20 protein-coding genes are annotated in these 21,493 nt (G+C 64.1%); 3 read left to right on the top strand and 17 right to left on the bottom strand.

Translation table 11 applies throughout. The features are described 5' to 3' along the window. The 6 genes from narI to PVW46_RS25260 form a co-directional block, all read right to left on the bottom strand. Complete coding sequence (gene narI / locus PVW46_RS25285; RefSeq protein ID WP_069208438.1) at positions 1-765, bottom strand: respiratory nitrate reductase subunit gamma; 765 nt, start codon at positions 763-765, stop codon at positions 1-3. 11 nt (positions 766-776) lie between these two features. After that, positions 777-1,484, bottom strand: coding sequence for a nitrate reductase molybdenum cofactor assembly chaperone (narJ, locus tag PVW46_RS25280; RefSeq protein WP_069208439.1), 708 nt, complete (start codon positions 1,482-1,484; stop codon positions 777-779). A gap of 1 nt (position 1,485) precedes the next feature. After that, on the bottom strand, positions 1,486-3,009 hold the full coding sequence (narH, locus tag PVW46_RS25275; RefSeq protein ID WP_043145501.1) for a nitrate reductase subunit beta: 1,524 nt from the start codon (positions 3,007-3,009) through the stop codon (positions 1,486-1,488). Continuing rightward, the gene (locus PVW46_RS25270) at positions 3,006-6,734 is read right to left on the bottom strand and encodes a nitrate reductase subunit alpha (protein WP_069208440.1); all 3,729 of its coding nucleotides are present in this window, start codon (positions 6,732-6,734) and stop codon (positions 3,006-3,008) included. Before PVW46_RS25270 ends, narH begins: the two co-directional genes overlap by 4 nt. Positions 6,735-6,800: 66 nt before the next feature. Then, the gene (locus PVW46_RS25265) at positions 6,801-8,198 is read right to left on the bottom strand and encodes a NarK family nitrate/nitrite MFS transporter (RefSeq protein WP_069208441.1); all 1,398 of its coding nucleotides are present in this window, start codon (positions 8,196-8,198) and stop codon (positions 6,801-6,803) included. Positions 8,199-8,352: 154 nt separating this feature from the next. Next, positions 8,353-9,762: an MFS transporter gene (locus PVW46_RS25260; protein ID WP_069208442.1), complete on the bottom strand. Its 1,410-nt coding sequence runs from the start codon at positions 9,760-9,762 to the stop codon at positions 8,353-8,355. A 241-nt stretch (positions 9,763-10,003) separates the two neighbouring features. On the opposite strand from PVW46_RS25260, the gene PVW46_RS25255 reads away from it, so the two are divergent. After that, positions 10,004-10,714, top strand: coding sequence for a helix-turn-helix domain-containing protein (locus PVW46_RS25255; protein ID WP_043145507.1), 711 nt, complete (start codon positions 10,004-10,006; stop codon positions 10,712-10,714). Between the two features lie 131 nt (positions 10,715-10,845). Here the strand turns inward: PVW46_RS25255 and PVW46_RS25250 are convergent, their stop codons facing one another. From PVW46_RS25250 to PVW46_RS25235, 4 genes are all read right to left on the bottom strand, one after another. After that, on the bottom strand, positions 10,846-11,646 hold the full coding sequence (locus tag PVW46_RS25250) for an SUMF1/EgtB/PvdO family nonheme iron enzyme (RefSeq protein ID WP_069208443.1): 801 nt from the start codon (positions 11,644-11,646) through the stop codon (positions 10,846-10,848). A gap of 71 nt (positions 11,647-11,717) precedes the next feature. Then, a complete protein-coding gene (gene nirK, locus PVW46_RS25245; RefSeq protein ID WP_043145511.1) occupies positions 11,718-12,836 on the bottom strand; it encodes a copper-containing nitrite reductase in 1,119 nt (372 codons plus the stop codon). A gap of 111 nt (positions 12,837-12,947) precedes the next feature. Further along, positions 12,948-14,150, bottom strand: a complete 1,203-nt coding sequence (locus PVW46_RS25240) for an NnrS family protein (RefSeq protein ID WP_069208444.1) — start codon at positions 14,148-14,150, stop codon at positions 12,948-12,950. Positions 14,151-14,229: 79 nt separating this feature from the next. Then, on the bottom strand, positions 14,230-14,667 hold the full coding sequence (locus tag PVW46_RS25235; RefSeq protein ID WP_069208445.1) for a pseudoazurin: 438 nt from the start codon (positions 14,665-14,667) through the stop codon (positions 14,230-14,232). Positions 14,668-14,766: 99 nt separating this feature from the next. Here PVW46_RS25235 and PVW46_RS25230 point away from each other — a divergent pair, with 99 nt between their 5' ends. After that, positions 14,767-15,477 (top strand): Crp/Fnr family transcriptional regulator, encoded by a 711-nt coding sequence (locus tag PVW46_RS25230; RefSeq protein ID WP_069208484.1) that lies wholly within the window; start codon positions 14,767-14,769, stop codon positions 15,475-15,477. A gap of 43 nt (positions 15,478-15,520) precedes the next feature. Here PVW46_RS25230 and PVW46_RS25225 read toward each other — a convergent pair whose 3' ends face one another. The 7 genes from PVW46_RS25225 to PVW46_RS25195 are packed head-to-tail and all read right to left on the bottom strand — an operon-like array spanning position 15,521 to position 21,077. Continuing rightward, complete coding sequence (locus PVW46_RS25225) at positions 15,521-16,204, bottom strand: NnrU family protein (RefSeq protein WP_069208446.1); 684 nt, start codon at positions 16,202-16,204, stop codon at positions 15,521-15,523. Further along, positions 16,201-16,416, bottom strand: coding sequence for a hypothetical protein (locus PVW46_RS25220; RefSeq protein ID WP_043145520.1), 216 nt, complete (start codon positions 16,414-16,416; stop codon positions 16,201-16,203). The genes PVW46_RS25225 and PVW46_RS25220 overlap by 4 nt, the downstream gene beginning before the upstream one ends. Continuing rightward, entirely contained in the window at positions 16,413-16,577 is a 165-nt protein-coding gene (locus PVW46_RS25215; protein WP_162846287.1) for a hypothetical protein, read from the bottom strand. The genes PVW46_RS25220 and PVW46_RS25215 overlap by 4 nt, the downstream gene beginning before the upstream one ends. A 1-nt stretch (position 16,578) precedes the next feature. After that, positions 16,579-18,456, bottom strand: coding sequence for a nitric oxide reductase activation protein NorD (locus PVW46_RS25210; protein ID WP_069208447.1), 1,878 nt, complete (start codon positions 18,454-18,456; stop codon positions 16,579-16,581). Between the two features lie 4 nt (positions 18,457-18,460). Further along, positions 18,461-19,255, bottom strand: a complete 795-nt coding sequence (locus PVW46_RS25205; protein WP_069208448.1) for a CbbQ/NirQ/NorQ/GpvN family protein — start codon at positions 19,253-19,255, stop codon at positions 18,461-18,463. 4 nt (positions 19,256-19,259) lie between these two features. Further along, on the bottom strand, positions 19,260-20,603 hold the full coding sequence (locus PVW46_RS25200) for a cbb3-type cytochrome c oxidase subunit I (RefSeq protein WP_043145524.1): 1,344 nt from the start codon (positions 20,601-20,603) through the stop codon (positions 19,260-19,262). A 21-nt stretch (positions 20,604-20,624) separates the two neighbouring features. Beyond that, positions 20,625-21,077 (bottom strand): c-type cytochrome, encoded by a 453-nt coding sequence (locus PVW46_RS25195; protein WP_043145525.1) that lies wholly within the window; start codon positions 21,075-21,077, stop codon positions 20,625-20,627. A gap of 129 nt (positions 21,078-21,206) precedes the next feature. Between PVW46_RS25195 and PVW46_RS25190 the strand changes: the two genes are divergently transcribed. Further along, positions 21,207-21,419 (top strand): hypothetical protein, encoded by a 213-nt coding sequence (locus tag PVW46_RS25190; protein ID WP_069208449.1) that lies wholly within the window; start codon positions 21,207-21,209, stop codon positions 21,417-21,419. Positions 21,420-21,493 lie beyond the last annotated feature (74 nt).

Below are 21,493 nucleotides of genomic sequence, written 5' to 3'. Positions count from 1 at the left end.
TCACTCCGCCGGTTGCGCCGCCGCATCCGACGAAGGCGCGGGCTTTGCCTGCGCGGTCGCCAAAGCCGCGCCACGTTCGGGCAGCGGAACCTGGCGGCGCGACCGCACGATCTGGTATCCGGGCCGGGTAAAATAGCGCACCGGAACAGACAGCATGTGCACGAGGCGCGTGAACGGGAAGACGAGGATGATCGTCAGGCCCAACACGATGTGCAGCTTGAAGATCAGCGCCACGTCCGCGATGTGGCTGGCCGCCGCGCCATCAAGGGTAAAGATGCCCTGCGCCCAGGCCATGAACTTGACCATCTCGTGCCCGTCGAGGTGCCCCAGCGAGGCGATGATGGTCAGCAGGCCCAGCACGAGTTGGGCCAGCAGCATGGCCAGGATGGCGATGTCGGCAAAGCTCGACGTCTTGCGGATGCGCGGATCGGTCCAGCGGCGGTGGAACAGCATGCCGCCGCCCACCAGCGCCATGATCCCGGCAATACCACCCGCGACCACGGCCAGCGTCTGCTTGGCCCCGTGGCTGATCCCCAGCGCATCGAACACCCAGATCGGGGTCAGCAGCCCGACGAAATGCCCGGCAAAGATCACCAGCACGCCGACATGGAACAGGATCGACCCCATGACCAGCTGCTTGCGGCGCAAGAGCTGCGAGGAAGACGTCTTCCACGTGAAGGGATCGCGTTCGTAACGCGCGATAGAGCCGACAATGCCGATCGCCAGCGCGATATAGGGAAAGGTTCCGAAGAAAAAATGGTTCATCATGGCCTCCTTCATTCAGCCGGCGTCGCGGCGGGGGCGGAATTGACGGGAACGTCCATCTGGGCAAGCATGTCGCGCACCTGAGGACAGCCGGCATTGGGATCGGGGCCGAAGACAACCTCGGATTCCTCCCAGACCTGATCCAGCGCCTCCAGGTCGTTCGGGTCGACATCCGGCTGGTCCAGCAGTTCCGCCACCGCCTCGCGGTCGGCCTCGGCGCCCGACAGCTGCAAAAGGGCGGCGAACACGGCGCCATAGGGGCTGTCACGCCGGGCCAGCCGGGCGTTCAGCGCCTCAAAGATATGGGCCGCGTCCGCCAAGGTTTCCTGCACCTCGACGAAGGGACGCGTGGACAGGAATTCCAACAGCACCGGCAGGTGATCGGGCAGTTCCGAGGTCATCGGGTCGAACCCGCCCGCGCGGTAGGTTTCGACCAGCGAGACCATCGCGCCGCCCCGGTCCCGGCTTTCGCCGTGCACATGTTCGAACAGGTTGAGCGACAAGGTGCGCGAGCGGTCGAAGAGCATGACGAACTGCTCTTCGAGGTCATAGATGTCGCGCGTCGCCAGCTCCTCGACCAGCGGGCGCAACGCGCGCCGCGCCGCCGCCGTCAACCGGGTGTCGGAGGCGAGAACACCCCCGATTTCCGGCATCGCCGCCTGCAACTCGCGCGTCGGATAGCTGAGCAGCAGCGACAGGGATTTGATCGTGCGGTCCATATCAGCGCACCTCCTCGGGCATTTTCAGGGGACGTTTGGAACCACCAAAGAGCGAGCCCTTGGAGATGCCCGAAGAACAGCCATTGCCGTCAGTGAAGCCGCAACCGCCCTTGAGATCATAGGCCTCTTCGACCTGCTCGCGGTGGGTGGTGGGGATGACGAAGCGATCCTCGTAATCGGCCAGGGCCATGATCTTGTACATGTCCTCGATCACCCGGCCCGACAGGCCGACGCGGGCGGCGATGGCCTCGTCGATGACGCCATCGACGGTCTTGGACCGCATGTAAGACCGCATCGCCAGCATCCGTTCCAGCGCGCTGACCACCGGGGCCTCGTCCCCCGCCGTCAGCATGTTGGCGAGGTAACGCACCGGGATACGCAGGTCATGGACGTTGGGCATTGCGCCATCGGTACCGATCTTGCCGGCCTCGGCGGCGTTCTGGATCGGCGAGAGCGGCGGGATGTACCAGACCATCGGCAGCGTGCGGTATTCCGGGTGCAACGGAAAGGCGACCTTCCACTCCATCGCCATCTTCCAGACCGGGCTTTCCTGCGCGGCCTTGATCCAGTCCTCGGGGATGCCGTCGGCGCGGGCGGTCTCGATCACCACCGGGTCGTGCGGGTCGAGGAAGACGTCAAGCTGCGCGTCGTACAGGTCCTTTTCATGCGGCGCGTTGGCGGCCGCTTCGATCTTGTCCGCATCGTACAGCATCACGCCCAGGTAGCGGATGCGCCCGACACAGGTTTCCGAACAGACGGTCGGGTTGCCGCTTTCGATCCGGGGATAGCACAGGGTGCATTTCTCGGATTTGCCGGTGGACCAGTTGTAATAGACCTTCTTGTAGGGACAGCCCGAGACGCACATACGCCAGCCGCGGCATTTCTCCTGGTCGATCAGGACAATCCCGTCCTCCTCGCGCTTGTAGATCGCCCCCGAGGGGCAGGACGCCGCGCAAGCCGGGTTCAGGCAGTGTTCGCACAGCCGGGGGAGATACATCATGAAGGTGTTCTCGTATTCCCCATAGATCTCCTTCTGGATGCCTTCGAAGTTGTAATCCTGCCCGCGCTTCGAGAATTCACCGCCCAGGATTTCCTCCCAGTTTGGGCCCTTCTCGATCTTTTCGATCCGCTCACCGGTGATCTTGGAATAGGGGCGCGCCGTGGGGAACGCCTCCATCTCCGGGGCGGATTTCAGGTGATCGTGGTCGAAATCGAAGGGCTCGTAATAGTCGTCGATCTCGGGCAGGTCGGGGTTGGCAAAGAGGTTCGCCGCGATCCGCCATTTGGACCCCTGCCTGGGCTGCAGCTTGCCGGATTTCGTCCGGGTCCAGCCGCCGTTCCAGCGTTTCTGGTTTTCCCAGTCGGTCGGATAGCCGGTGCCGGGTTTGCTTTCGACGTTGTTGAACCACGCGTATTCGACGCCGTCGCGTGTGGTCCAGACGTTCTTGCAGGTCACGGAACAGGTGTGACACCCGATGCATTTGTCGAGGTTCAGCACCATGCCGATTTGTGCGCGCACTCTCATTCCGCGGCCTCCTTTGCGGTCGCTTCGCGGTCGAGCCAGTCGACCTTTTTCATCTTGCGGACGACGACGAATTCATCCCGGTTCGCCCCCACGGTGCCGTAGTAGTTGAAGCCGTAGGATTGCTGGGCATAGCCGCCGATCATATGGGTGGGTTTCAACGTGGCGCGGGTCACCGAGTTGTGGATGCCCCCGCGCAGGCCGGTCTTTTCCGATCCCGGCGTGTTCACGATCTTTTCCTGCGCGTGATACATGAAGACGGTGCCGTCCTTCATGCGCTGGCTGACCACCGCCCGCGCCGTCAGCGCGCCGTTCACGTTGTAGGCTTCGACCCAGTCGTTGTCCTCGATCCCCGCCTTCTTGGCGTCGGTCTCGGACAGCCAGACCACCGGCCCGCCACGGTTCAGCGTGAGCATCAGCAGGTTGTCGGAATAGGTCGAGTGGATGCCCCATTTCTGGTGCGGCGTGATGAAATTCAGCACCAGGCAGTCGCCTTCGTCGTGGACATCCTTGGTGATGGTCTTGAGGTCGACCGGCGGGCGATAGCCCACGAACCCCTCGCCAAAGGCCCGCATCCACAGGTGATCCTGATACAGCTGCTGACGGCCTGTCAGCGTGCGCCACGGGATCAGCTCGTGCACGTTGGTGTAACCGGCGTTGTAGCAGACCTTTTCCGACTCGATCCCCGACCATGTCGGGCTGCTGATGATCTTGCGCGGTTGGGCGGCGATGTCGCGGAAGCGGATCTTTTCGTCTTCCTTCGGCAGCGCCAGGTGGGTGTGATCGCGCCCCGTGAACTTCGACAGCGCGTCCCATGCCTTGACCGCCACCTCGCCATTGGTTTCCGGCGCAAGCATGAGGATCACCTCGGTCGCGTCGATATCAGTGACGATTTTCGCGCAACCCTTGGCCGCCCCGTCAAGGTGCACACCGTTCAGGTCGCGCAGCGCCTGCACCTCGTGCTCTGTCTTCCAGGCAATGCCCTTGCCGCCGTTGCCGACCTTGTCCATCAGCGGACCAAGCGCGGTGAACCGGTCGTGGATCGCGGTGTAATCCCGTTCCACGGGGATATAGTTCGGCGCGGTCTTGCCCGGGATCAGGTCGCATTCGCCCTTCTTCCAGTCCAGCACCTGGTCCTGGGCGATTTCCCCGGGCGTGTCGTGCAGGATCGGCAGCGCGACGATGTCCGTTTCCTGCCCCAGGTAACCCGGCACGATCTCTTGCAGCTTCTTGGCAATGGCCTTGAAGATTTCCCAGTCGGATTTCGATTCATACGCCGGGTCCACAGCCGCCTGTAGCGGGTGGATGAACGGGTGCATGTCCGAGGTGTTCAGGTCGTTCTTTTCGTACCAGCTGGCCGTCGGCAGAACCACGTCGGCATAGACCGCGGTCGTACTCATCCGAAAGTCGATGGTCACCAGCAGGTCCAGCTTGCCCTGCGGGCCGTCGGCGTGCCACTTCGCCTCCTTCGGCAGTTGCGCGCCCTCCTGCCCCAGGTCCTTGCCCATGACGCCGTGATCGGTGCCCAGAAGGTGCTTGAGGAAGTACTCGTGCCCCTTGCCGCTGCTCCCCAGCAGATTCGAGCGCCAGACAAACAGGTTGCGGGGCCAGTTTTCCGGCGCGTCCGGGTCCTGACAGGACATTTCCAGATCGCCGGATTTCAGATGCTCGGCCACATAGGCGGGGATGTCCTGCCCGGCGACCTTGGCGGCCTTGGCGACCTCCAGCGGGTTGGTCCTCAACTGCGGCGCAGAGGGCAGCCAGCCCATACGCTCGGCGCGGATGTTGTAGTCGATCAGCGAGATATCCCAATCGCCCTCCGGCGCGGTGGGGCTGACGATTTCATTCGCGGTCAGCGTCTCATAGCGCCACTGGTCGGTGTGCGCATACCATGCAGAGGTCGAGTTCATGTGCCGCGGCGGGCGACCCCAATCCAATGCGAAGGCCAAAGGTTGCCAGCCGGTCTGCGGACGCAGCTTTTCCTGTCCCACATAATGCGCCCAGCCACCGCCGGACTGACCCACGCAGCCGCACATCACCAGCATGTTGATGACGCCGCGATAGTTCATGTCCATGTGGTACCAGTGGTTCATCGCGGCCCCGATGATGACCATCGACTTGCCGTTGGTCTTCTCGGCCGTCTGCGCGAACTCACGCGCGACGTGGATGATCTTGTCGGCGGAGACGCCAGTGATCTTCTCGGCCCAGGCGGGGGTGCCGGGCATGTCATTCGCGTAATCATCGGTGACCCAATCGCCGCCCAGGCCACGGTCAAGCCCGTAGTTGGCGCAGAACAGGTCAAAGACGGTGGCCACCAGCGCCTCGCCCTCGGGTGTCCTGACGGTCTTGACCGGGATGTTGCGGGTCAGGACATCGGGGTGTTCGGCGTCAGTCGCGAATTGCTCGGTCGCCGCGCCGCCGAAATAGGGGAAGTCGACGCCGCGCACATCGTCATGATCCTCTTCCAGAACCAGCGACATCTTCAGGCGCGTGTCCGTGCCGGCTGCCTTTTCCTCCAGGTTCCACTCGCCATCCTCGCCCCAGCGATAGCCGATAGCCCCATTCGGAGAGACCAGCCCGCCCGACGTCCCGTCGATGGCGACGGTCTTCCATTCGGGATTGTTCTCTTCGCCCAGCTTGCCGTCCAGATCATCGGCGCGCAGGAAACGGCCCGGCACAAGGCGCCCGTCCTTCTCCTCCAGCTTCACCAGCATCGGGAAGTCGGAGTACTTGCGGCAATAGTCCTCGAAGTACTCGGCCTGACGGTCGAGGTGGAATTCGCGCAGGATGACGTGACCAAAGGCCATCGCCAGTGCCGCGTCGGTGCCCTGTTTGACGTTCAGCCAGACATCGCCGAATTTCGCCGCCTCGGAGTAGTCGGGGCTGATGACCGCGGACTTGGCGCCGCGATAGCGGGCTTCGGTGTAGAAATGTGCGTCGGGCGTCCGCGTCTGCGGCACGTTCGACCCCCAGAGCAGCAGGTAGCCCGCGTTGTACCAGTCGGCGCTTTCCGGCACGTCGGTCTGTTCACCCCAGGTCATGGGCGAGGCCGGCGGCAGGTCGCAGTACCAGTCGTAGAAGGACATGCAGACGCCGCCGAGCAGGCTCAGGTAGCGCGAGCCGGCGGCATAGCTGACCATCGACATGGCCGGGATCGGCGAAAAACCGAAAACCCGGTCGGGACCATAGGTCTTGGCGGTATAGGCGTTGGCGGCGGCGACGATCTCGGTAGCCTCGTCCCAGGTGGCGCGGACGAAACCGCCCTTGCCGCGGGTTTCGGTGTAGCTGGCCCGGAGGACGGGATCGTTCTGGATCGCGGTCCAGGCTTCGATGGGGCCCATGGTCTCGCGCATGCGACGCCAGATCTTCATCAGGCGGCCCCGGATCAGCGGGTTCTTCACCCGGTTCGCGGAATAGAGATACCAGGAATAGCTGGCCCCGCGCGCACAGCCGCGCGGTTCGTGGTTGGGCAGACCCGCGCGGGTACGGGGATAATCGGTCTGCTGGGTTTCCCAGGTCACGATCCCGGATTTCACGTAGATCTTCCAGCTGCATGACCCGGTGCAGTTCACGCCGTGGGTCGAGCGCACGACCTTGTCGTGCCGCCAGCGGTTTCTGTAGGTATCTTCCCAGTCGCGGTTCTCGCGGGTCACTTGCCCGTGCCCGTTGGAGAATGTCTCCAACTCCTTGGACTGGAGGAAGTTCAGTCTGTCGAGCAGGTGGCTCATCTGATGTCTCCGATTGTCTTGAGTGTGGGGCGGCCACGGCGGGCCGCCGCCAGAGGTGTCAGGGGATCAGCAGGAAACGGGCGCGTTCTTGCGGCTGTAGAAGGCCCAGGTGACGACGACGCAGACCGCGTAGAAGGCCATGAACCCCCAGAGCGCGCCGTTCGGGGCCCCGGTCAGGCTGATCGAGGTGCCGTAGAACTTGGGGATGAAGAAGGCGCCGTAAGCCGCGATCGCCGAGGTGAAGGCGATGATGGCCGAGCTTTCCAGCTCCGACTGTTTCAGCTTCGCGGCGTCGTCCAGCTGCGGATTCAGGCGCGGCACTTCCTGGCGCATGATCGACGGGATCATCTGGAAGGTCGAGGCATTGCCCACGCCGGTCAGGAAGAACAGCGCCATGAAGCAGGCGAAGAAGCCCCAGAAATTGCCCGCCGCGTTGGCCTCAGAGGGCAGGAACTGCAACACGCCCCAGACCGCGACGATCATGCCGACGAAGGTCCAGAAGGTTACGCGCCCGCCGCCGAACTTGTCGGAAATCCAGCCCGTGGCTGCGCGGCTCAACGCGCCGACAAGCGGCCCGAGGAAGGCATAGGACAGCACATTCACATCCGGAAACTGCGTCTTCATCAGCAAAGGGAAACCGGCGGCATAGCCGATGAAGCTGCCGAAGGTGCCAGTGTAGAGCACGCACATGATCCAGTTGTGGCGGCGGGTGAAGATGACCGACTGCTCTTTGAACGAAGCGCGGGCCGACGCGATGTCGTTCATCCCGAACCATGCCGCCAGAGCCGACAGCGCGATGAAGGGCACCCAGACGAAACCGGCGTTCTGCAGGAACAGCTGACCGCCGTCGGACAGTTGCTGCGGCTCACCGCCGATCGCGCCGAAGACGCCAGCGGTGATGACCATCGGCACGACGAACTGCATGACCGACACACCGGCATTGCCCAGCCCGGCGTTCAGCGCCAGCGCGTTGCCCTTGGTCTTTTTCGGGTAGAAATAGGCGATGTTGGCCATCGACGAGGCAAAGTTGCCGCCGCCGAAACCGCACATCAGCGCCAGGACCAGGAACCAGACATAGGAGGTGTCGGGGTTCTGCACGGCGAAACCGATGCCAAGCGCCGGCAACAGCAGCGAAGCGGTGGAAAGCGTCGTCCAGAGGCGCCCGCCGAAGATCGGGATCATGAAGCTGTAGAAAATCCGCAGCGTCGCGCCAGACAGTCCCGGCAGCGCCGCCAGCCAGAACAGCTGGTCGGTGGAATAGGCAAAGCCGATGGCGGGCAGCTTGGCCACGACGACCGACCAGACCATCCAGACCGAAAAGGCCAGCAACAGGTTGGGGATCGAGATCCAGAGGTTGCGGGTGGCGATGGCCCGGCCCTGGCTTGCCCAGAACTGCGGGTCTTCGGGGCGCCAATCTTCGAGCGTGTGCCCGCTGTTGGCGCTTGAGGCCTCGGTGATAGCCATTTCAGTGTCCTTCCTTGGCAATGTCGGCTGCCGCGTTGCAGCCGGAATGGGGTCATGAAGGTGCGGGGGGCCGGTCGGGTCGCGCCACGCGCCCGTTTCAGGGGTCCCCCGGTGGGGGCGGGCCACGCCATTGCGACCCGCCAGGGTTCAGGAGTTATTCGGCGGGCGTCGCGCCCGGCTTGCCGCCCAGGGCCTTGATGCCTTCTTCGAGCGCTTTGTTCGCCTCGATGGCCTTCTTGCGCAGCGTGTCGATGTTGGCGGCGGCAAAGGCGGCACGTTGCTCTGTTTCCTGTTCGGCGGAGAACCGCACGAAGAAGGCAAGGAACGAGGCGCAGCTGACCACGATGCCGAGGATCAGGAAGGCTTCGGACCAGTCGATCATGTTCTTGAACAGGAACCCGGCCAGAACCGCCCCGGCATTGCCGCCCGCGCCGACCACACCGGCCACCGCGCCCAGCGCCTTCTTGTTGACGAAGGGCACCACGGAATAGGTCGCGCCTTCGGCCATCTGCGTGAACAGCGAGAAGACGATCAGCGAGGGCAGCGCCAGGAAAAGCACATGCATCTGGCTGAAGATCATCAGCGCAATGCCTTCGAACAACAGGCAGATGAACAGCCAGACGCTGCGGCCCCGCAGGCCCCAGAGGGCGCCGAAGTTGTCACCGAAGATGCCGCCCAGCGTGCGGGCAAAGAGGTTCATCAGGCCAAAGGATGCCGCCACGAAACCGGCCGCCACCAAGCTGAGGTCGAAGTAGTCGAAAAAGTACAGCGCCGCGACGTTGTTGACCGTCAGTTCGATGCCAAAGCAGCAGCCGTAGATCACGAACAGGATCCAGACGCGGGGGTCACGCAGGGCCCTTTTAAAGTTTCCGGTGACTTCCTTTTTCTGCTGCATCTTGCCGGCGGCGCGCAACTCGTCGAAGTTCCCGTCGGGGGCATCCTGGGTCAGGAAATAGTAGGCAATGCCGATCAGCAGGATGATCGTGCCGACCACGACCATTGCCAGGCGCCAGCCCACCGCCTCGGAAAAGCCGAAGCCCACGACAAAGACCGAGAAAAGCAGCGGCATGACGAATTGCGTGACGCCGCCACCGAGGTTGCCCCACCCGGCCGAGGTCGCATTCGCCTGCCCCACCACGTTGGGCGCGAACATGACCGTGGTGTGGTACTGCGTGATGACGAAAGCCGCGCCGATACCGCCGATCAGCACCCGGAACAGCAGAAAGGACTCGAAGTTCCACGACAGGCCGATGCCCATCACCGGGAAGGCGCCGAGGATCAGCAGCCAGGTATAGGCCTTGCGCGGCCCGATGCGGTCGCACAGCCAGCCGATGAAGAGGCGCGCGAAAATCGTGATCGATACCGACCCGATGATCGCCCAGCCGATCTGATCCTTGGTCAACTGCAGTTCGTCGCGCACGACCGTCATCAGGGGCGCGATGCCGAACCATGCGAAAAAGCACGAGAAAAAGGCGAACCACGTCATGTGGAACGTCCGCATCTGAACCATCTTCACGTTGAAGAAGTTTCGCCACAACGACGTGGCCTTGTTCTGTATTTCCATCTGTCCCTCCGGCTACGCGGGCCGCCGTTCCGGCCACGTGTCAGGGAGTGGTTGACCATGCCTCGTCGCACCTCATGGTTGATCCATGTCAAGCTTCGGGTGTAGCGAGGGCAAAACAAGTTGGCCGCTAACATCGCGCAAGTCGGCTCTTTTGGTCAATCAAGCCGATCGTCGAAATGGATCAAGCCTTGATTTGACAATTATCAAGTGAGATGGTCGAAGCCAGACACGCCGAGGACACATGCCACTCAGAACCAGCCAGAACGAATCGTCGGAACTGCGCAAGCTCGACCTGTTTTCGGACATGGAGGACGCGCATTTCGAAACGCTCATGCGCGGGGCCTACGTGCAGAATTTCCCCCCGGCCATCGAACTGATCAGCGAGGGCGAACCCAGCGACTTTCTGCACGTGGTGATCGAAGGCTCGGTCGAGCTGTTCGCCGGATGGAGCACGCGCGAAACGACGATGGCGACGGTCCGGCCGGTCTCGACCTTCATCCTTGCCGCGACCATCAAGGATGCCCCCTACCTGATGTCCGCGCGCACGCTGGAGAAATCGCGCATCGTTCTGTTGCCCTCGTCCGACGTGCGCGCGGTATTCGACCAGGATCAGGAATTCGCCCGCGCCGTCGTGACGGAACTTGCGCAGTGTTACCGACACGTGGTCAAGCACTCCAAGAACCTCAAGCTGCGGACGTCCTTGGAACGGCTGGCCAACTACCTGATACGCTGCGCCGAAACGTCGAAAGACCCGACGCTGTTCGATCTGCCGATCGAGAAACGGCGCCTTGCCTCCTTCCTCGGGATGACCCCGGAAAACCTCAGCCGGGCGATCAAGGCGCTGAAGGAGTACGGCGTTGTCATCAACGGACAGAGCGTCGGGATCGCGGACGACACGGATCTGCGCCGCCTGGCCAAGCCGACACCGCTCATCGACGATCCCAGCCACTAGGCGGAAACGGCCTGTCAGTAAATCTACGATGGGATCGAGGCAGAAACCCTCTGGCGGGGCGCGCTGTTGCGCATTGACCGGCAGGGTTTGCCACGTGCGGTTGCCGCCCCGACCCGGATCGGAGACCTGGACTAGGGGGCGCCCTGCCCCGCACCGTCCCGAACCAAACGCACCCCCAGGAAATCCGGCGGCAGCCCGGCTGCGCCCCCTCCGACGCTGGCATCGCGGATGAAGTCGATCACAACTGCGCGGTGCTGTCCCCCGACGATGCGGGCGGCGCAGTAAGGCGCGGCTGTTATCACCCGGCCCTTCCCATCCAGTGTCCCGTATTGCATGCATCCGTCCGTCCACTCCCAGACAAGGTCGGAGATACCGGAGAGTCCAAGGCTGTTGGTTTCCGAAACGTCCCGGCCGGAGAGTTGGGCACGTCCGCGCAAAGACACCCCCGCCTCGTAGCTTTGCAGCATGCGTTGCCCTGGGTCGCGCCCGTCACTGCGGGCCAATGCTTCGCCAAACCCCTCGGCGGCGGCGCGCTGCCATTCAAGATCGGTCGGAAGCCGCCAGCGCTCTCCCGTGCGGATCGACAGCCATGCGGCATAGGCCTGCGCGTCATACCAGTTGAGATGTGTCTGCGGAGCGTTGCCCGCACCACCCCGTGGCGTTTCCTTGCAGGCACCGTCTGCAACACATTCGGAATAGTCGCCGCGCGACACCTGCCGCTGCATGATGTCGAAGGCAGGCACGGTGATCCTTTGGACAGCGGGCGTCTTTGCTGTCCCGGCGTTCTGAAAGCTGCCTTCGGGGCGGTAGTCGATCTCGCCGGTCGGCACCCGGACGGTTTCCGGGCCGGGCAATTGCGGCGGGATCGGGGTAAGCGTGACACCAAGAACACCGAAAGCCGCCAAAGCGGACACAAGAAGAACGCCTTTCATCTGCCAGTCCTCACGTCGTGAAAGGGACGGCCACGGCGGTGGCCATCCCGGTGTTCCGCGCGGTTATGCCTTCAGGTGACGATGGCGGTCGGGGCCACGACCTGCTCCATCAGGTCGTTGTCCCATGCGCCCTCGACCTTCACATGGGCGGTGGCGCCAAGGTTCACCGCCTCGATCAGGTTGTGGTTCACATAGGCGTAGACGCCGGGCTGAAGGAACCCGTAGAGCGCCGCCGCGGCAGAGCCGCCGCGAATGAACCATGTTTCCAGGTCGCGCAGCGGGGCGTTGTTGAACTTGCCCTCTTCCCAGACAAGGTCGCCATGCCCGCCAATCAGGTGCGGGCGCGAGTCCCGGTTGGCCTGGCTGTGGACGAACAACACCTTTTCACCGACGTTCGCGGTCATCGCGTTGTCGCCGGTCAGCGCCCCCACCCTGCCGTTGAACACGACATGGGTCGGGATCAGGCCATTCATCACCGCCTCGCTCTCGGGATAGCTTTCGGCCAGATCGGAGAAGCGCTTGTAATTGCCGTCCGCGTCCTTCGGGATATAGAGATCCTGCTCACCGATATAGTAGACGCGGTCGTATCGCACGGGGTCGCCGTTGTGATCGGTGAGCCCGTTGCGCGGCAGGACCATGATGGCGCCGTTCATGCCGGAGACGACATGCCAGGGGATCATGGGGCCACCGGGCGCGCAGTGGTAAACAAAGGTCCCCGGGCGCGTCGCCTTCCACCGCAGAACGGTCATCTCGCCCGGTGCCACATGGGTCAGCGCACCGCCGCCCAACGCACCGGTGGACGAGTGAAAGTCGATGTTGTGCGGCATCATGTTGGTGCCGGGGTTGATGAGCGTCAGCTCGACATAGTCGCCTTCATGCACCACCATCAGCGGTCCCGGCATGGAGCCGTTGAACGTCATGGCCTGCACCCAGGCCCCGCTGTCGACCTGCATTTCCTTTTCCTCGATCGTCATGGTGAATTCGACGATCCGCGGTGCGCCGGGTGCGACCTGTTCGTGTTCGTGAACGAAGGGGGGCGCGACGAGGTCGCGCTTGATCCGCGTCAGGCGCGACAGGTCCGTCTTCGCCGCGGCGGGGGTGAGCGCCTGCCTGGCATCTGCCGTCTTCGCGAGGAACGGGGTCGCCGCAGCTCCGGACAGGCCCAGCAGGGTGGCTCTTCGGGTAAGCATCTTTCTCTCCTTTCGTGTAGACGATGCTGTCTGGTCCAAGAGTATGCCGACGGTCCGAGACAAACGTTGCGGTTTCGCAACCTTCTGAGCGTAAGAGAAAAATTCGGGCCCTCATGCACGTCGCTGCACGGTCGACGGTTTGCGTGTCGCGACACGCGGCCCCACCAGCCAGGGCAGCAGCCGGCGAACGATCAGCAGGAACCCAAACGTCCACAGCGTGGCGGACAAATGGATACCATCCAGCCCGGGAACAACCTCGGACACGCCCGCGACGCGCACCAGGGCGGCCCCGGTGATGGCAAGGAACCCGAGGTTGAGCGCCCTCCCCGAGACCAGGTCGCGCCCGGTATGGCCCATCGTGGCGCGCATCATGACCGCAAGGGTCATGCCCCCGACGGCCCCGATACCCAGCAGATGCGCGCCCGCAGCGGGGCCAGCCATGCCAAAGGCCGCAAGCGCCGCGCCGAACAGCCCCAGCGGGACAAAGGCATAGGCTGCGTGCAACATCGTCAACAACGGCGACCCAAGCGTCAGCATGCCCACCCAGCGCAGCATCCGAACCAGGTGCAGCGCGGCGCAAACCGCCAAGGCCACGCCGGCCGGCGCGGTCAAGGGCGCGGTCACCCACAGCCCCAGCGCCGGAACGGATACGGCAAGCGTCAGCATGTCAAAGCGCCCGAACGGCACCGGGCGGCTGGTCGAACCGCTCTGCGCCAGCCAGTTGCGGGTAAAGCTGGGCACGATGCGGCCGCCGATCAGCATGATCAGAAAGACCAGAACGGCGATGCCGAAACGCTGCGACGTGGGTGCGCTGCCTTGCGTCATGGCCTCCAGGTGAAAGCTCGCGTTCGCGACCGCAAGCATCGAAACCGGCACCAGCACCTTGAGATTGCGCCAGTTCTTTCCCGCCACGATCTCGCGCGCGATCATCGCGGCAACTGCCAGAAGGAACACGATGTCGATCCCCATGACCGCAACCGGCCCCAGCCCGCCCAACCCGGTCATGGCCAGCCGACCCGCCACCCAGACGGCCAGGAGGGCCATCAACGGCCAACCGCGTGTTGGCATGCGCCCGGTCCAGTTCGGCACGGCGGTGAACAAAAACCCCGCCACGACTGCCGCGCCATAGCCAAAGATCATCTCGTGCACATGCCAGTCCACCGGCGCGAACGGCCCCGACGGCATCAGAACGCCACGCCAGACCAACAGCCAGATCGGGACGACACCAAGGCCGAACAGGGTCGCGGCAAGAAAGAAGGGGCGAAACCCGTAGGAAAAGAGCGCGGGACCCGCGTAGTCGGATTGCCTGGGCATTGTTGAGCCTCCTGGGGATGACGAAGGGGCGGCGCCAGGCATGGCGCCGCCCCGCCTTGGCAGGTTCAGTCGAAGGGACTTACTGCACCTGCTCGAACAGCGGGCCAAAGCGCTTGGCGGCCTGGCCGCGCTGCTTGACCGCCTGCGCCGCGTCGAGATTGACGGCGTCGCCGACCTGGATCAGCGCAACCATCCCCATCGCGTAGTGCGGCGTGCACTTGACTCCGTAGACGCCGTCGGCCTCGACACTCAGGTCGAAAGGCTTGTTGAACTTCGATTTGAAGCCCTTCACGCCCTCTGGCAGCATGCCGTCGATGGCCTCGACATTGTGCCCCTTGTCGGTGGGCACAAATCGAATGACATCGCCCGGATCCGCCTGGACGAAGGCAGGTTCGAACACCATCGCGCCGTCAGCGCCCTTGTTGAGCATCTGGATCTCGTGCACCGCGCCGTCAGAGGCATGGGCGAGGCCCGCGGTCAGGGCCAGGCTTGCGGCGAGGGTCAGGGTTTTCAGCATCGGATCGTCCTTTCTGTCTATCCGGTTGTGTCGGTTGCCCCCGATATGCGATACCGCGACCTCTCGAACGTTGCCCTTTCACAAACTCCCGGTGCTTTCTTGCCCAAGCTCGACGAAAGCCTGCTGACCGGCCTGCCCCCGTTCAGCCAGCTTGACCGCCCGCAGGTCCGGCGGATCCTCGATCATGCCACGTCCCTGCGCTTTGACGAGGGCGCGGCGATCTTCCGTGAAGGCTTCGATGCGGACCATTTCTACCTGCTGCTGGACGGGCATATCCGCGTGGTCCGGTCGACCGAAGGGGGCGAGCAGATCATCGTGCTGCACGTCGCCCCAGGCCAGTTGTTCGGGATCGCGAAGGCGCTGCAGCGCGAGACCTATCCGGCAACCGCCGTCGCGGCGGCGGAATGCATCGCGCTGCGCTGGCCGACGCGGCTATGGGACGGTTTCACCGAGACCTACCCGGGCTTTGCCTCGGAAAGCTACAAGACGCTGGGCCGTCGCCTTGGCGAAATCCAGGAAACCCTGACCGAGATGGCCACAAAGGCCGTCGAGCAGCGGGTCGCGGCTGCGCTGTTGCGCATGTTGAACCAGAGCGGGCGCAAGACCGAAGAGGGCATCGAGATCGCCTTTCCGGTGACGCGCCAGAACATCTCCGACATGACGGGCACGACACTGCACACGGTCAGCCGGCTGCTGTCGGGATGGCAGAAGGACGGCATTGTCAAATCCACACGCAAGCATGTCGTCGTGACCGATCCACACCGGTTGGTCATGCTCAGCGGCACCGGTGGATCGGCGCTCCGGTCATAGCCGCAGGGCAATCGTCAAACCACGCTGGGATCTGTCGAAAGGTTCAACCCGGAAACGGCGTGGCCCCGAACAACGTCGCATGCGTGTGCAGCAAGGCGATCCATAGCACAAGCGCGCCTGCCACCCGGACAAAAGCCCCTTTCCCCGCAGACCGCCACCAATCGGCCCGCAACAGCGGTCGCAGCGACAGGATGGCCGTAACGTCGAAGAACTCCTTGCCCTCATCCCTGCGCGCCCGCGCATCGAACAAGGGGATCGCCGCCAGGGACAGCGCGGCAAAGCCACCGAACAGCACGACATGCGCCAGATCGCCGTTCGGAAAGAGATGCGCCAGCGACCAAAGCGCCAGCGCCAACAGCAACGGGTGGCGCGTGACGGCTGCAAGGCCGGGTGCCTCTGCATTGAAATCCGCGCCGCGCCTGGCCCCGAGCGTATGCGGCTGCCGGATACCGACGCCCAGTGCGGTCAGGACCAGAGCCACGGGCATCGCGATATTCGGCACCCAACGGCCCCACCCCGTCTGCGGCCAGAGTTCGACATAGGGCGCGCGCCCTGCTGCCCCGATGACCCATGCAAGGATGGCAAGAGACAGCAGGCCGTAGAGGCTGAAGTAGATGCGCCGACCCAAACTGCCGATCAGCTTTTCGCGCAAGCCCCATAGGCGGGGCAGGAAATGGCTGCCGACGAAGGCCGTCATTGCCAGAGCGAACTCCGTCCAGCCGCTCATCCATCCGCCTCCGCTTTCAATCGCTCGATATGCGCGGCAAAGGCCCATGCCACGGGCAGCCCCAGAGGCACACCCCAAAAGACCGCCTGCCAAGGTGTCAGGACCGGAAGGCCGACCCAGGACCCGATCAGCGAGGCAAAGAACAGGTTCACCGCAACCGCGCCCATGCCAAAGGGATAAAGCGCGGCGACCAGCATGCAACCCGGTTTCATCGCCGCGCAACCAACCAGTGAACCGCCGCCAGCGCCGCGATCAGCGCGACCGATGCGACGAGGAACCAGAATTCGGCGGTCTCCGTCTGCGGTTGGGGGATCGGGCGGTCAAAGGCAAAAGCCGGGACCGGGAACAGCAGGAAAGGCAGGAAATAGCGCATGTCACGCCTCCATCGTCAGGGATTGGTAGATTTCGGGCAAGGCGCGCGGCAGCCGCGCCGGATCAGGCAGAAGGGTATGACCTGCCCGGCCAAAAATCCGGGCAAACCAATCCTGTCCGTCCTGGTCGATGACAACGCCATGCACGGCATGGCCCAGGGCGCGCGCTTCGCGGACGGCCATGCGGCTGTCTTCGATACCGTGCTGGCCTTCGTAATGATCCAGGTCGTTGGGCTTGCCGTCGGTCAGCACAAGAAGCAGACGCCGGGTCGCCCCCTCCCCGGCCAGTTGCGCCGAGGCATGGCGGATCGCGGCACCGAGACGGGTGTAGTGGCCGGGCCTCAGCCCGCCGATACGCGCTGTGACATCCGCGCCCATGCTTTCCTCGAAGTGTTTGCAACGGTGCAGGAAGACGCGGTCGCGGCGGAGCGAGGCAAAACCCCAGATCGCCAGCCGGTCCCCCGCGGTGTCGATACCTGCGGCCAACGCCGCCACCGCGTCCTTGGCCGTTTCGATCACGGCGCGGTCACCGACCACGGCCTCTGTCGAGCGGGAACAATCCATCAAGAGGGCCACGGACAGATCCCGCGCCATCGGCCGCGACGCCTGCCAGACCCGGTCAGAGGCATCATGCCCCGAACGCAGATCCGTTTCGCGCGCGACAAGCGCGTCCAGGTCCAGGTCGTCGCCGTCGATCTGGCGCGGCAGCACCACGCGGCGCGGGTGAAGCGGGGCGAATTGCCTGCGCACGCGCGACACCAGCCGCGCATCCGGCGTGAAATCGCAGGCCGGCGTCGCCTCTGCCTCCAGCACGCGCACATGGTCCGGCATGTAGTCTCCGGTGCGCCGGTTCCATTCCGGGTAACAATGCGTGCCGGCCAGCCGCTCGTGGTCGGCATCCTGCGGTGACAGGTCCAGCGACAGGCGCAGCCGAGTCGCCGCACGCTTGCCGTTCTCTGACAGGACGATCTCGTCGTGGTCGTCTGCGGCCTTGGCCGCGTTGTCCTGGTCATCGTCATCGACCATGCGGTTGATGTTGAGGCTCTCGGCCCAGGACAGCAGTGCCTCGAACCGGTGGACGATGAAACTGTCGCGCCGGTCGGCCTGCGCGCGGTCTTCGCGTTTGCCGGTCTTGCGCGACGGCAGGGCCAGCAGAGCCTGTGGCGCCTCCGACGGGTCGGCGGCGGCGCCTTTGCCCGTGGAGCGGGCGGATAGCCGCAGCCAGATCGGCACGGGCGCATAGGGGCGGTAGCCGCGTGGAGTGACGCCGGCCGGGCATTCTCCGGCCTCGTTTCGCCCTGCCAGGTGGTCGATCACCAGGCGCTCGATCCAGTCCTCGCAAAAAGGCAGCCCGCTGCGCCAGCGGTGGTTGGCAATGTAGACAGACATCATGTCATGCGCGCTGCACAGCCCCGGGCAGGCCGCCCTCACCCGGTGCGCCGCCGCGACGTTGGCCGCAATCTCGACCCTGTCCGCCTCGAACCGGTCAGGGAGCGGGATCGGCAGCTCGATGAACGCTGCGAGGGCCGCAAGCCAGAGATAGGCACGGCGGTTGAGCGCGGCATCGGGAAAGACATCCATGACGGGCGGCAAGCGCAGCCGGTCGCCATCGTATTCGGGCACATGCAGGGTCTCTCGCGGCGTGCCGATCCGGCGCAAACGTCCGGTGCGATGGTCCGACGCCCGGGCCGGAGCGGACGTGATCTCGACCCCGGCGGGCCCGCCAAGCGCGCGGAACAAGGCCACCACCGAAGCGCGCACCACCTCCAGCGGGACGGCCGCGCCGGCATCCGCCTCTGCCCGTCCCAGCCGCGAGGCAAAGCCGTGCCAGAGGCTTCCGACGGCCTCTTCCGGTTCGAGAAAATCCAGCGGGTGCATCATGACGTCACCCGTAGACGCTGGCGGAGAGGTCGCGCAGGGCCTGCTGAACGTCGGGCTCGTCGGACAGCGGTTCGACGATGGCGGCCTCGATGGCGCGGTCGACCTGCATGCCGCTTGCGATCAGGGAGGCCGCGTAGATCAGCAACCGGGTCGATACACCCTCTTCCAGGTCCATGCCGGACAGCTGACGGACATGGCCCGCCAGCCGGACCAGCGCCGCCGCGCGGGTCGTGTCCAGGCCGGACTCGGCGGCCACCACCTGTGTCTCGACGGACGCATCGGGAAAGTCGAAACCGATGGACAGGAACCGCTGCCGCGTGGACGGTTTCAGCTTTTTCAGGATGTTCTGGTAGCCGGGGTTGTAGCTGGCCACCAGCATGAAGCCGCGCGGAGCCTGCAAGTCCTCACCCGTCCGGTCGATGACCAGCCTGCGCCGGTCATCCGTCAACGGGTGCAGCACGACCGTCACGTCCTTGCGCGCCTCAACCACCTCGTCGAGATAGCAGATGCCGCCCTCGCGCACCGCACGGGTGAGTGGGCCATCCACCCAGACGGTCTCTCCACCCTTCAGCAGGTAGCGCCCGATCAGGTCGGCTGCGGACAGGTCGTCATGGCAGGCGACGGTGTGCAGCGGCAGTCCCAGCCGCGCCGCCATATGTTCGACAAAGCGCGTCTTGCCGCAGCCGGTGGGCCCCTTCAGAAGAAGGGGCAGACCGTTTGCATGAGCCGTCTCGAACAGCGCGCACTCATCGGCTTGCGGCGTGTAGAACGGCAGGTCGGAGGGGAATACATCTTTCATCGGATCACTCTCCCGGGACGGCCAGCGGGCCGGGTTTCACCAACTCGCGGCGCACCACCAGCTGACTGTAGATGAACAGGATCGCACCGATCACCACGGCCGCCCCCGCGCCGAAGCGCATCAGGTAGAACAGGCCCAGCTGGTCCTGGACGACCATGTAGTATTCGCCGACGATCCGCTGCATGTGCGTCTGGATGGTGCCGGCAAAGGTCAGCACGAAGGTCATGAAGGCCATCCCCCCCGTCATCAGCCAGAACGAGGCCATGTTCAGCACCTGGTTGTAAGGCGCGCGTTCCCTCAAGACCGGCATGGCATAGCTGAACATGGCAAGGTTCAGGGCCACATAGGCGCCGTAGAAGGCCAGGTGCCCGTGCGCGGCGGTGATCTGCGTGCCGTGGGTATAGAAGTTCACCCCGTGCAGCGTGTGCAGGAAGCCCCAGACGCCCGCCCCGAAGAACGCCACGGTCGATGCCCCCAGCGACCACAGAAGCGCGGCCTTGTTCGGGTGGTTCTTGCGGCCTTTCCAGACCATGACGAAGGCAAAGGACATCATGGCGAAGAAGGGGATCACTTCGAACGTCGAGAAGATCGACCCGATCCACTGCCAGTAACCCGGCGTGCCGATCCAGTAGAAGTGGTGCCCGGTGCCGAGAATGCCCGAGAAAAGCGCCGTGGCGACAATGACATAGAGCCATTTCTCGACCACTTCGCGATCGACGCCCGTCAGCTTCAGCATCAGGTAGCCGAGGATCGCGGCCATGACCAGTTCCCAGGTCGCCTCGACCCACAGGTGCACGACCATCCACCAGTACATCTTGTCGAGGCTCAGGTTGTCGGGGTTGATAAAGGCAAAGACCCACAGCAGGCACAAGAGCCACAGCCCCATGAGCAGGATGTTGGTGATCGCCGTCTTCCTGCCCGCCAGAACCGTCAGCGAGATGTTCACCAGGAAGATCACCGCCGCGACGAGGATGCCGAACTTGACCCAAAGGGGCTGTTCCAGGAACTCGCGTCCGCCGTGGATGCCGACGAGATAGCTGCCCACCGCGCCCAGTGTGCCCACCAGCAGGATGATCAACTGAAGATAGGCCAGCTTGACCGAGAACACCTCGCGCTCGGCCTCTTCCGGGACAAGGTAATAGGCCGCGCCGAAGAAGCCGAGCAGCAACCAGACGATCAGCGAATTGGTATGGATCATGCGGATGACGTTGAAAGGCAGGATCTCGGCCAGAAAGTTCGGCGAGACATAGACCCAGCCTGCGAGCAGCCCGCCCAGCACCTGGATGCCGAACAGGGTCATGGCGGCCAGAAAGTACCAGTAGGCCACCCGTTGCGATTGGTATTTCATGGTTTTCTCCTTGCGAAGGGGTCAGCCGGCGTCGTTCGGCGGCCAGTTCTGGGTGTCGGTCTGATCGGCCCAGCGGAGGAATTCGGACAGGGCGCGCATCTCCTCCTCTGTGATCTCGAAATGCGGCATCTGCCGGCGCCCCTCGATCCCCGAGGGCTGCGCGGCCATCCAGGCGTCCAGCATCTCGTAGGCGCCTTCGGGATCGTCCATGACGCCCCAGCGGGTCATCACATTGCCGACCTCGGGGGCGAAATACGCGCCTTCGCCATGTAGCGTGTGGCAATTGATGCAGGAATTCCGTTCCCACACATGTTTGCCAAGGCGGACCTCGTCGGTCAGCGGCATGCCCGCCGTCGCGGTTCGGGTGATATGGAGGTGGCTTTGCGCCGTCAGGGCCACGAACACGGCAACGAAGAAGATCGATCCCCCGTAGAACACGTTCCTGGCCCGCGACTTGGTGAAGATCTCTGACATCTTTCGCGTTCCGGTTTTCGTTTCGAACACGATCCGAATAGCCGGGGCCCTGCCGGGGCTTGTTGCGAAATCGCAAAGACCACGCGGAAAGAGGGTGGCAGGGTCGCTGCAGCAAAAGGAGATCCGTTCATGCGACGCCCCGACATCGACGACCCGGAGCTGACGCTGGAAAAATTGTTCGTCTTCTGGCCTTCTGCAGCTGTGCCCTTTCTTTCTCGACAGATGCTGTGCCCCGGCTGCCCCGTTGCACCGTTCCACACGGTGGCCGAAGCGGCAGAGGAATACGGCCTCGAAGAAGCCGAGCTTCGCTGCGAGATCCGGCAAGCGATAGGGCGCCTCTGACCTGCTCCGCTGAAACGTCCGCAGTCTGAGGTTAGCCTGTTCTCCAAACGAGGAGACAGACGATGCGGAAAAGC

The organism is Mameliella sp. AT18, assembly GCF_028807275.1.
Lineage (GTDB): Bacteria > Pseudomonadota > Alphaproteobacteria > Rhodobacterales > Rhodobacteraceae > Antarctobacter > Antarctobacter albus.
The sequence above is the reverse complement of the archived record's forward strand: the minus strand, read 5'-3'. Positions and strand labels throughout refer to the sequence as shown.

Excerpts from the sequence above, each read along its gene's own strand:
- PVW46_RS25270 (WP_069208440.1), bottom strand. The coding sequence starts at position 6,734 with ATGAGCCACCTGCTCGACAGACTGAACTTCCTCCAGTCCAAGGAGTTG.
- PVW46_RS25235 (WP_069208445.1), bottom strand. The coding sequence starts at position 14,667 with ATGCTGAAAACCCTGACCCTCGCCGCAAGCCTGGCCCTGACCGCGGGC.
- PVW46_RS25195 (WP_043145525.1), bottom strand. The coding sequence starts at position 21,077 with ATGTCAGAGATCTTCACCAAGTCGCGGGCCAGGAACGTGTTCTACGGG.
- PVW46_RS25210 (WP_069208447.1), bottom strand. The coding sequence starts at position 18,456 with ATGATGCACCCGCTGGATTTTCTCGAACCGGAAGAGGCCGTCGGAAGC.
- PVW46_RS25200 (WP_043145524.1), bottom strand. The coding sequence starts at position 20,603 with ATGAAATACCAATCGCAACGGGTGGCCTACTGGTACTTTCTGGCCGCC.
- PVW46_RS25225 (WP_069208446.1), bottom strand. The coding sequence starts at position 16,204 with ATGAGCGGCTGGACGGAGTTCGCTCTGGCAATGACGGCCTTCGTCGGC.
- PVW46_RS25205 (WP_069208448.1), bottom strand. The coding sequence starts at position 19,255 with ATGAAAGATGTATTCCCCTCCGACCTGCCGTTCTACACGCCGCAAGCC.
- PVW46_RS25260 (WP_069208442.1), bottom strand. The coding sequence starts at position 9,762 with ATGGAAATACAGAACAAGGCCACGTCGTTGTGGCGAAACTTCTTCAAC.
- nirK (WP_043145511.1), bottom strand. The coding sequence starts at position 12,836 with ATGCTTACCCGAAGAGCCACCCTGCTGGGCCTGTCCGGAGCTGCGGCG.
- PVW46_RS25220 (WP_043145520.1), bottom strand. The coding sequence starts at position 16,416 with ATGAAACCGGGTTGCATGCTGGTCGCCGCGCTTTATCCCTTTGGCATG.
- PVW46_RS25265 (WP_069208441.1), bottom strand. The coding sequence starts at position 8,198 with ATGGCTATCACCGAGGCCTCAAGCGCCAACAGCGGGCACACGCTCGAA.
- PVW46_RS25190 (WP_069208449.1), top strand. The coding sequence starts at position 21,207 with ATGCGACGCCCCGACATCGACGACCCGGAGCTGACGCTGGAAAAATTG.
- PVW46_RS25255 (WP_043145507.1), top strand. The coding sequence starts at position 10,004 with ATGCCACTCAGAACCAGCCAGAACGAATCGTCGGAACTGCGCAAGCTC.
- narJ (WP_069208439.1), bottom strand. The coding sequence starts at position 1,484 with ATGGACCGCACGATCAAATCCCTGTCGCTGCTGCTCAGCTATCCGACG.
- PVW46_RS25250 (WP_069208443.1), bottom strand. The coding sequence starts at position 11,646 with ATGAAAGGCGTTCTTCTTGTGTCCGCTTTGGCGGCTTTCGGTGTTCTT.
- PVW46_RS25215 (WP_162846287.1), bottom strand. The coding sequence starts at position 16,577 with ATGCGCTATTTCCTGCCTTTCCTGCTGTTCCCGGTCCCGGCTTTTGCC.
- PVW46_RS25240 (WP_069208444.1), bottom strand. The coding sequence starts at position 14,150 with ATGCCCAGGCAATCCGACTACGCGGGTCCCGCGCTCTTTTCCTACGGG.
- narI (WP_069208438.1), bottom strand. The coding sequence starts at position 765 with ATGAACCATTTTTTCTTCGGAACCTTTCCCTATATCGCGCTGGCGATC.
- narH (WP_043145501.1), bottom strand. The coding sequence starts at position 3,009 with ATGAGAGTGCGCGCACAAATCGGCATGGTGCTGAACCTCGACAAATGC.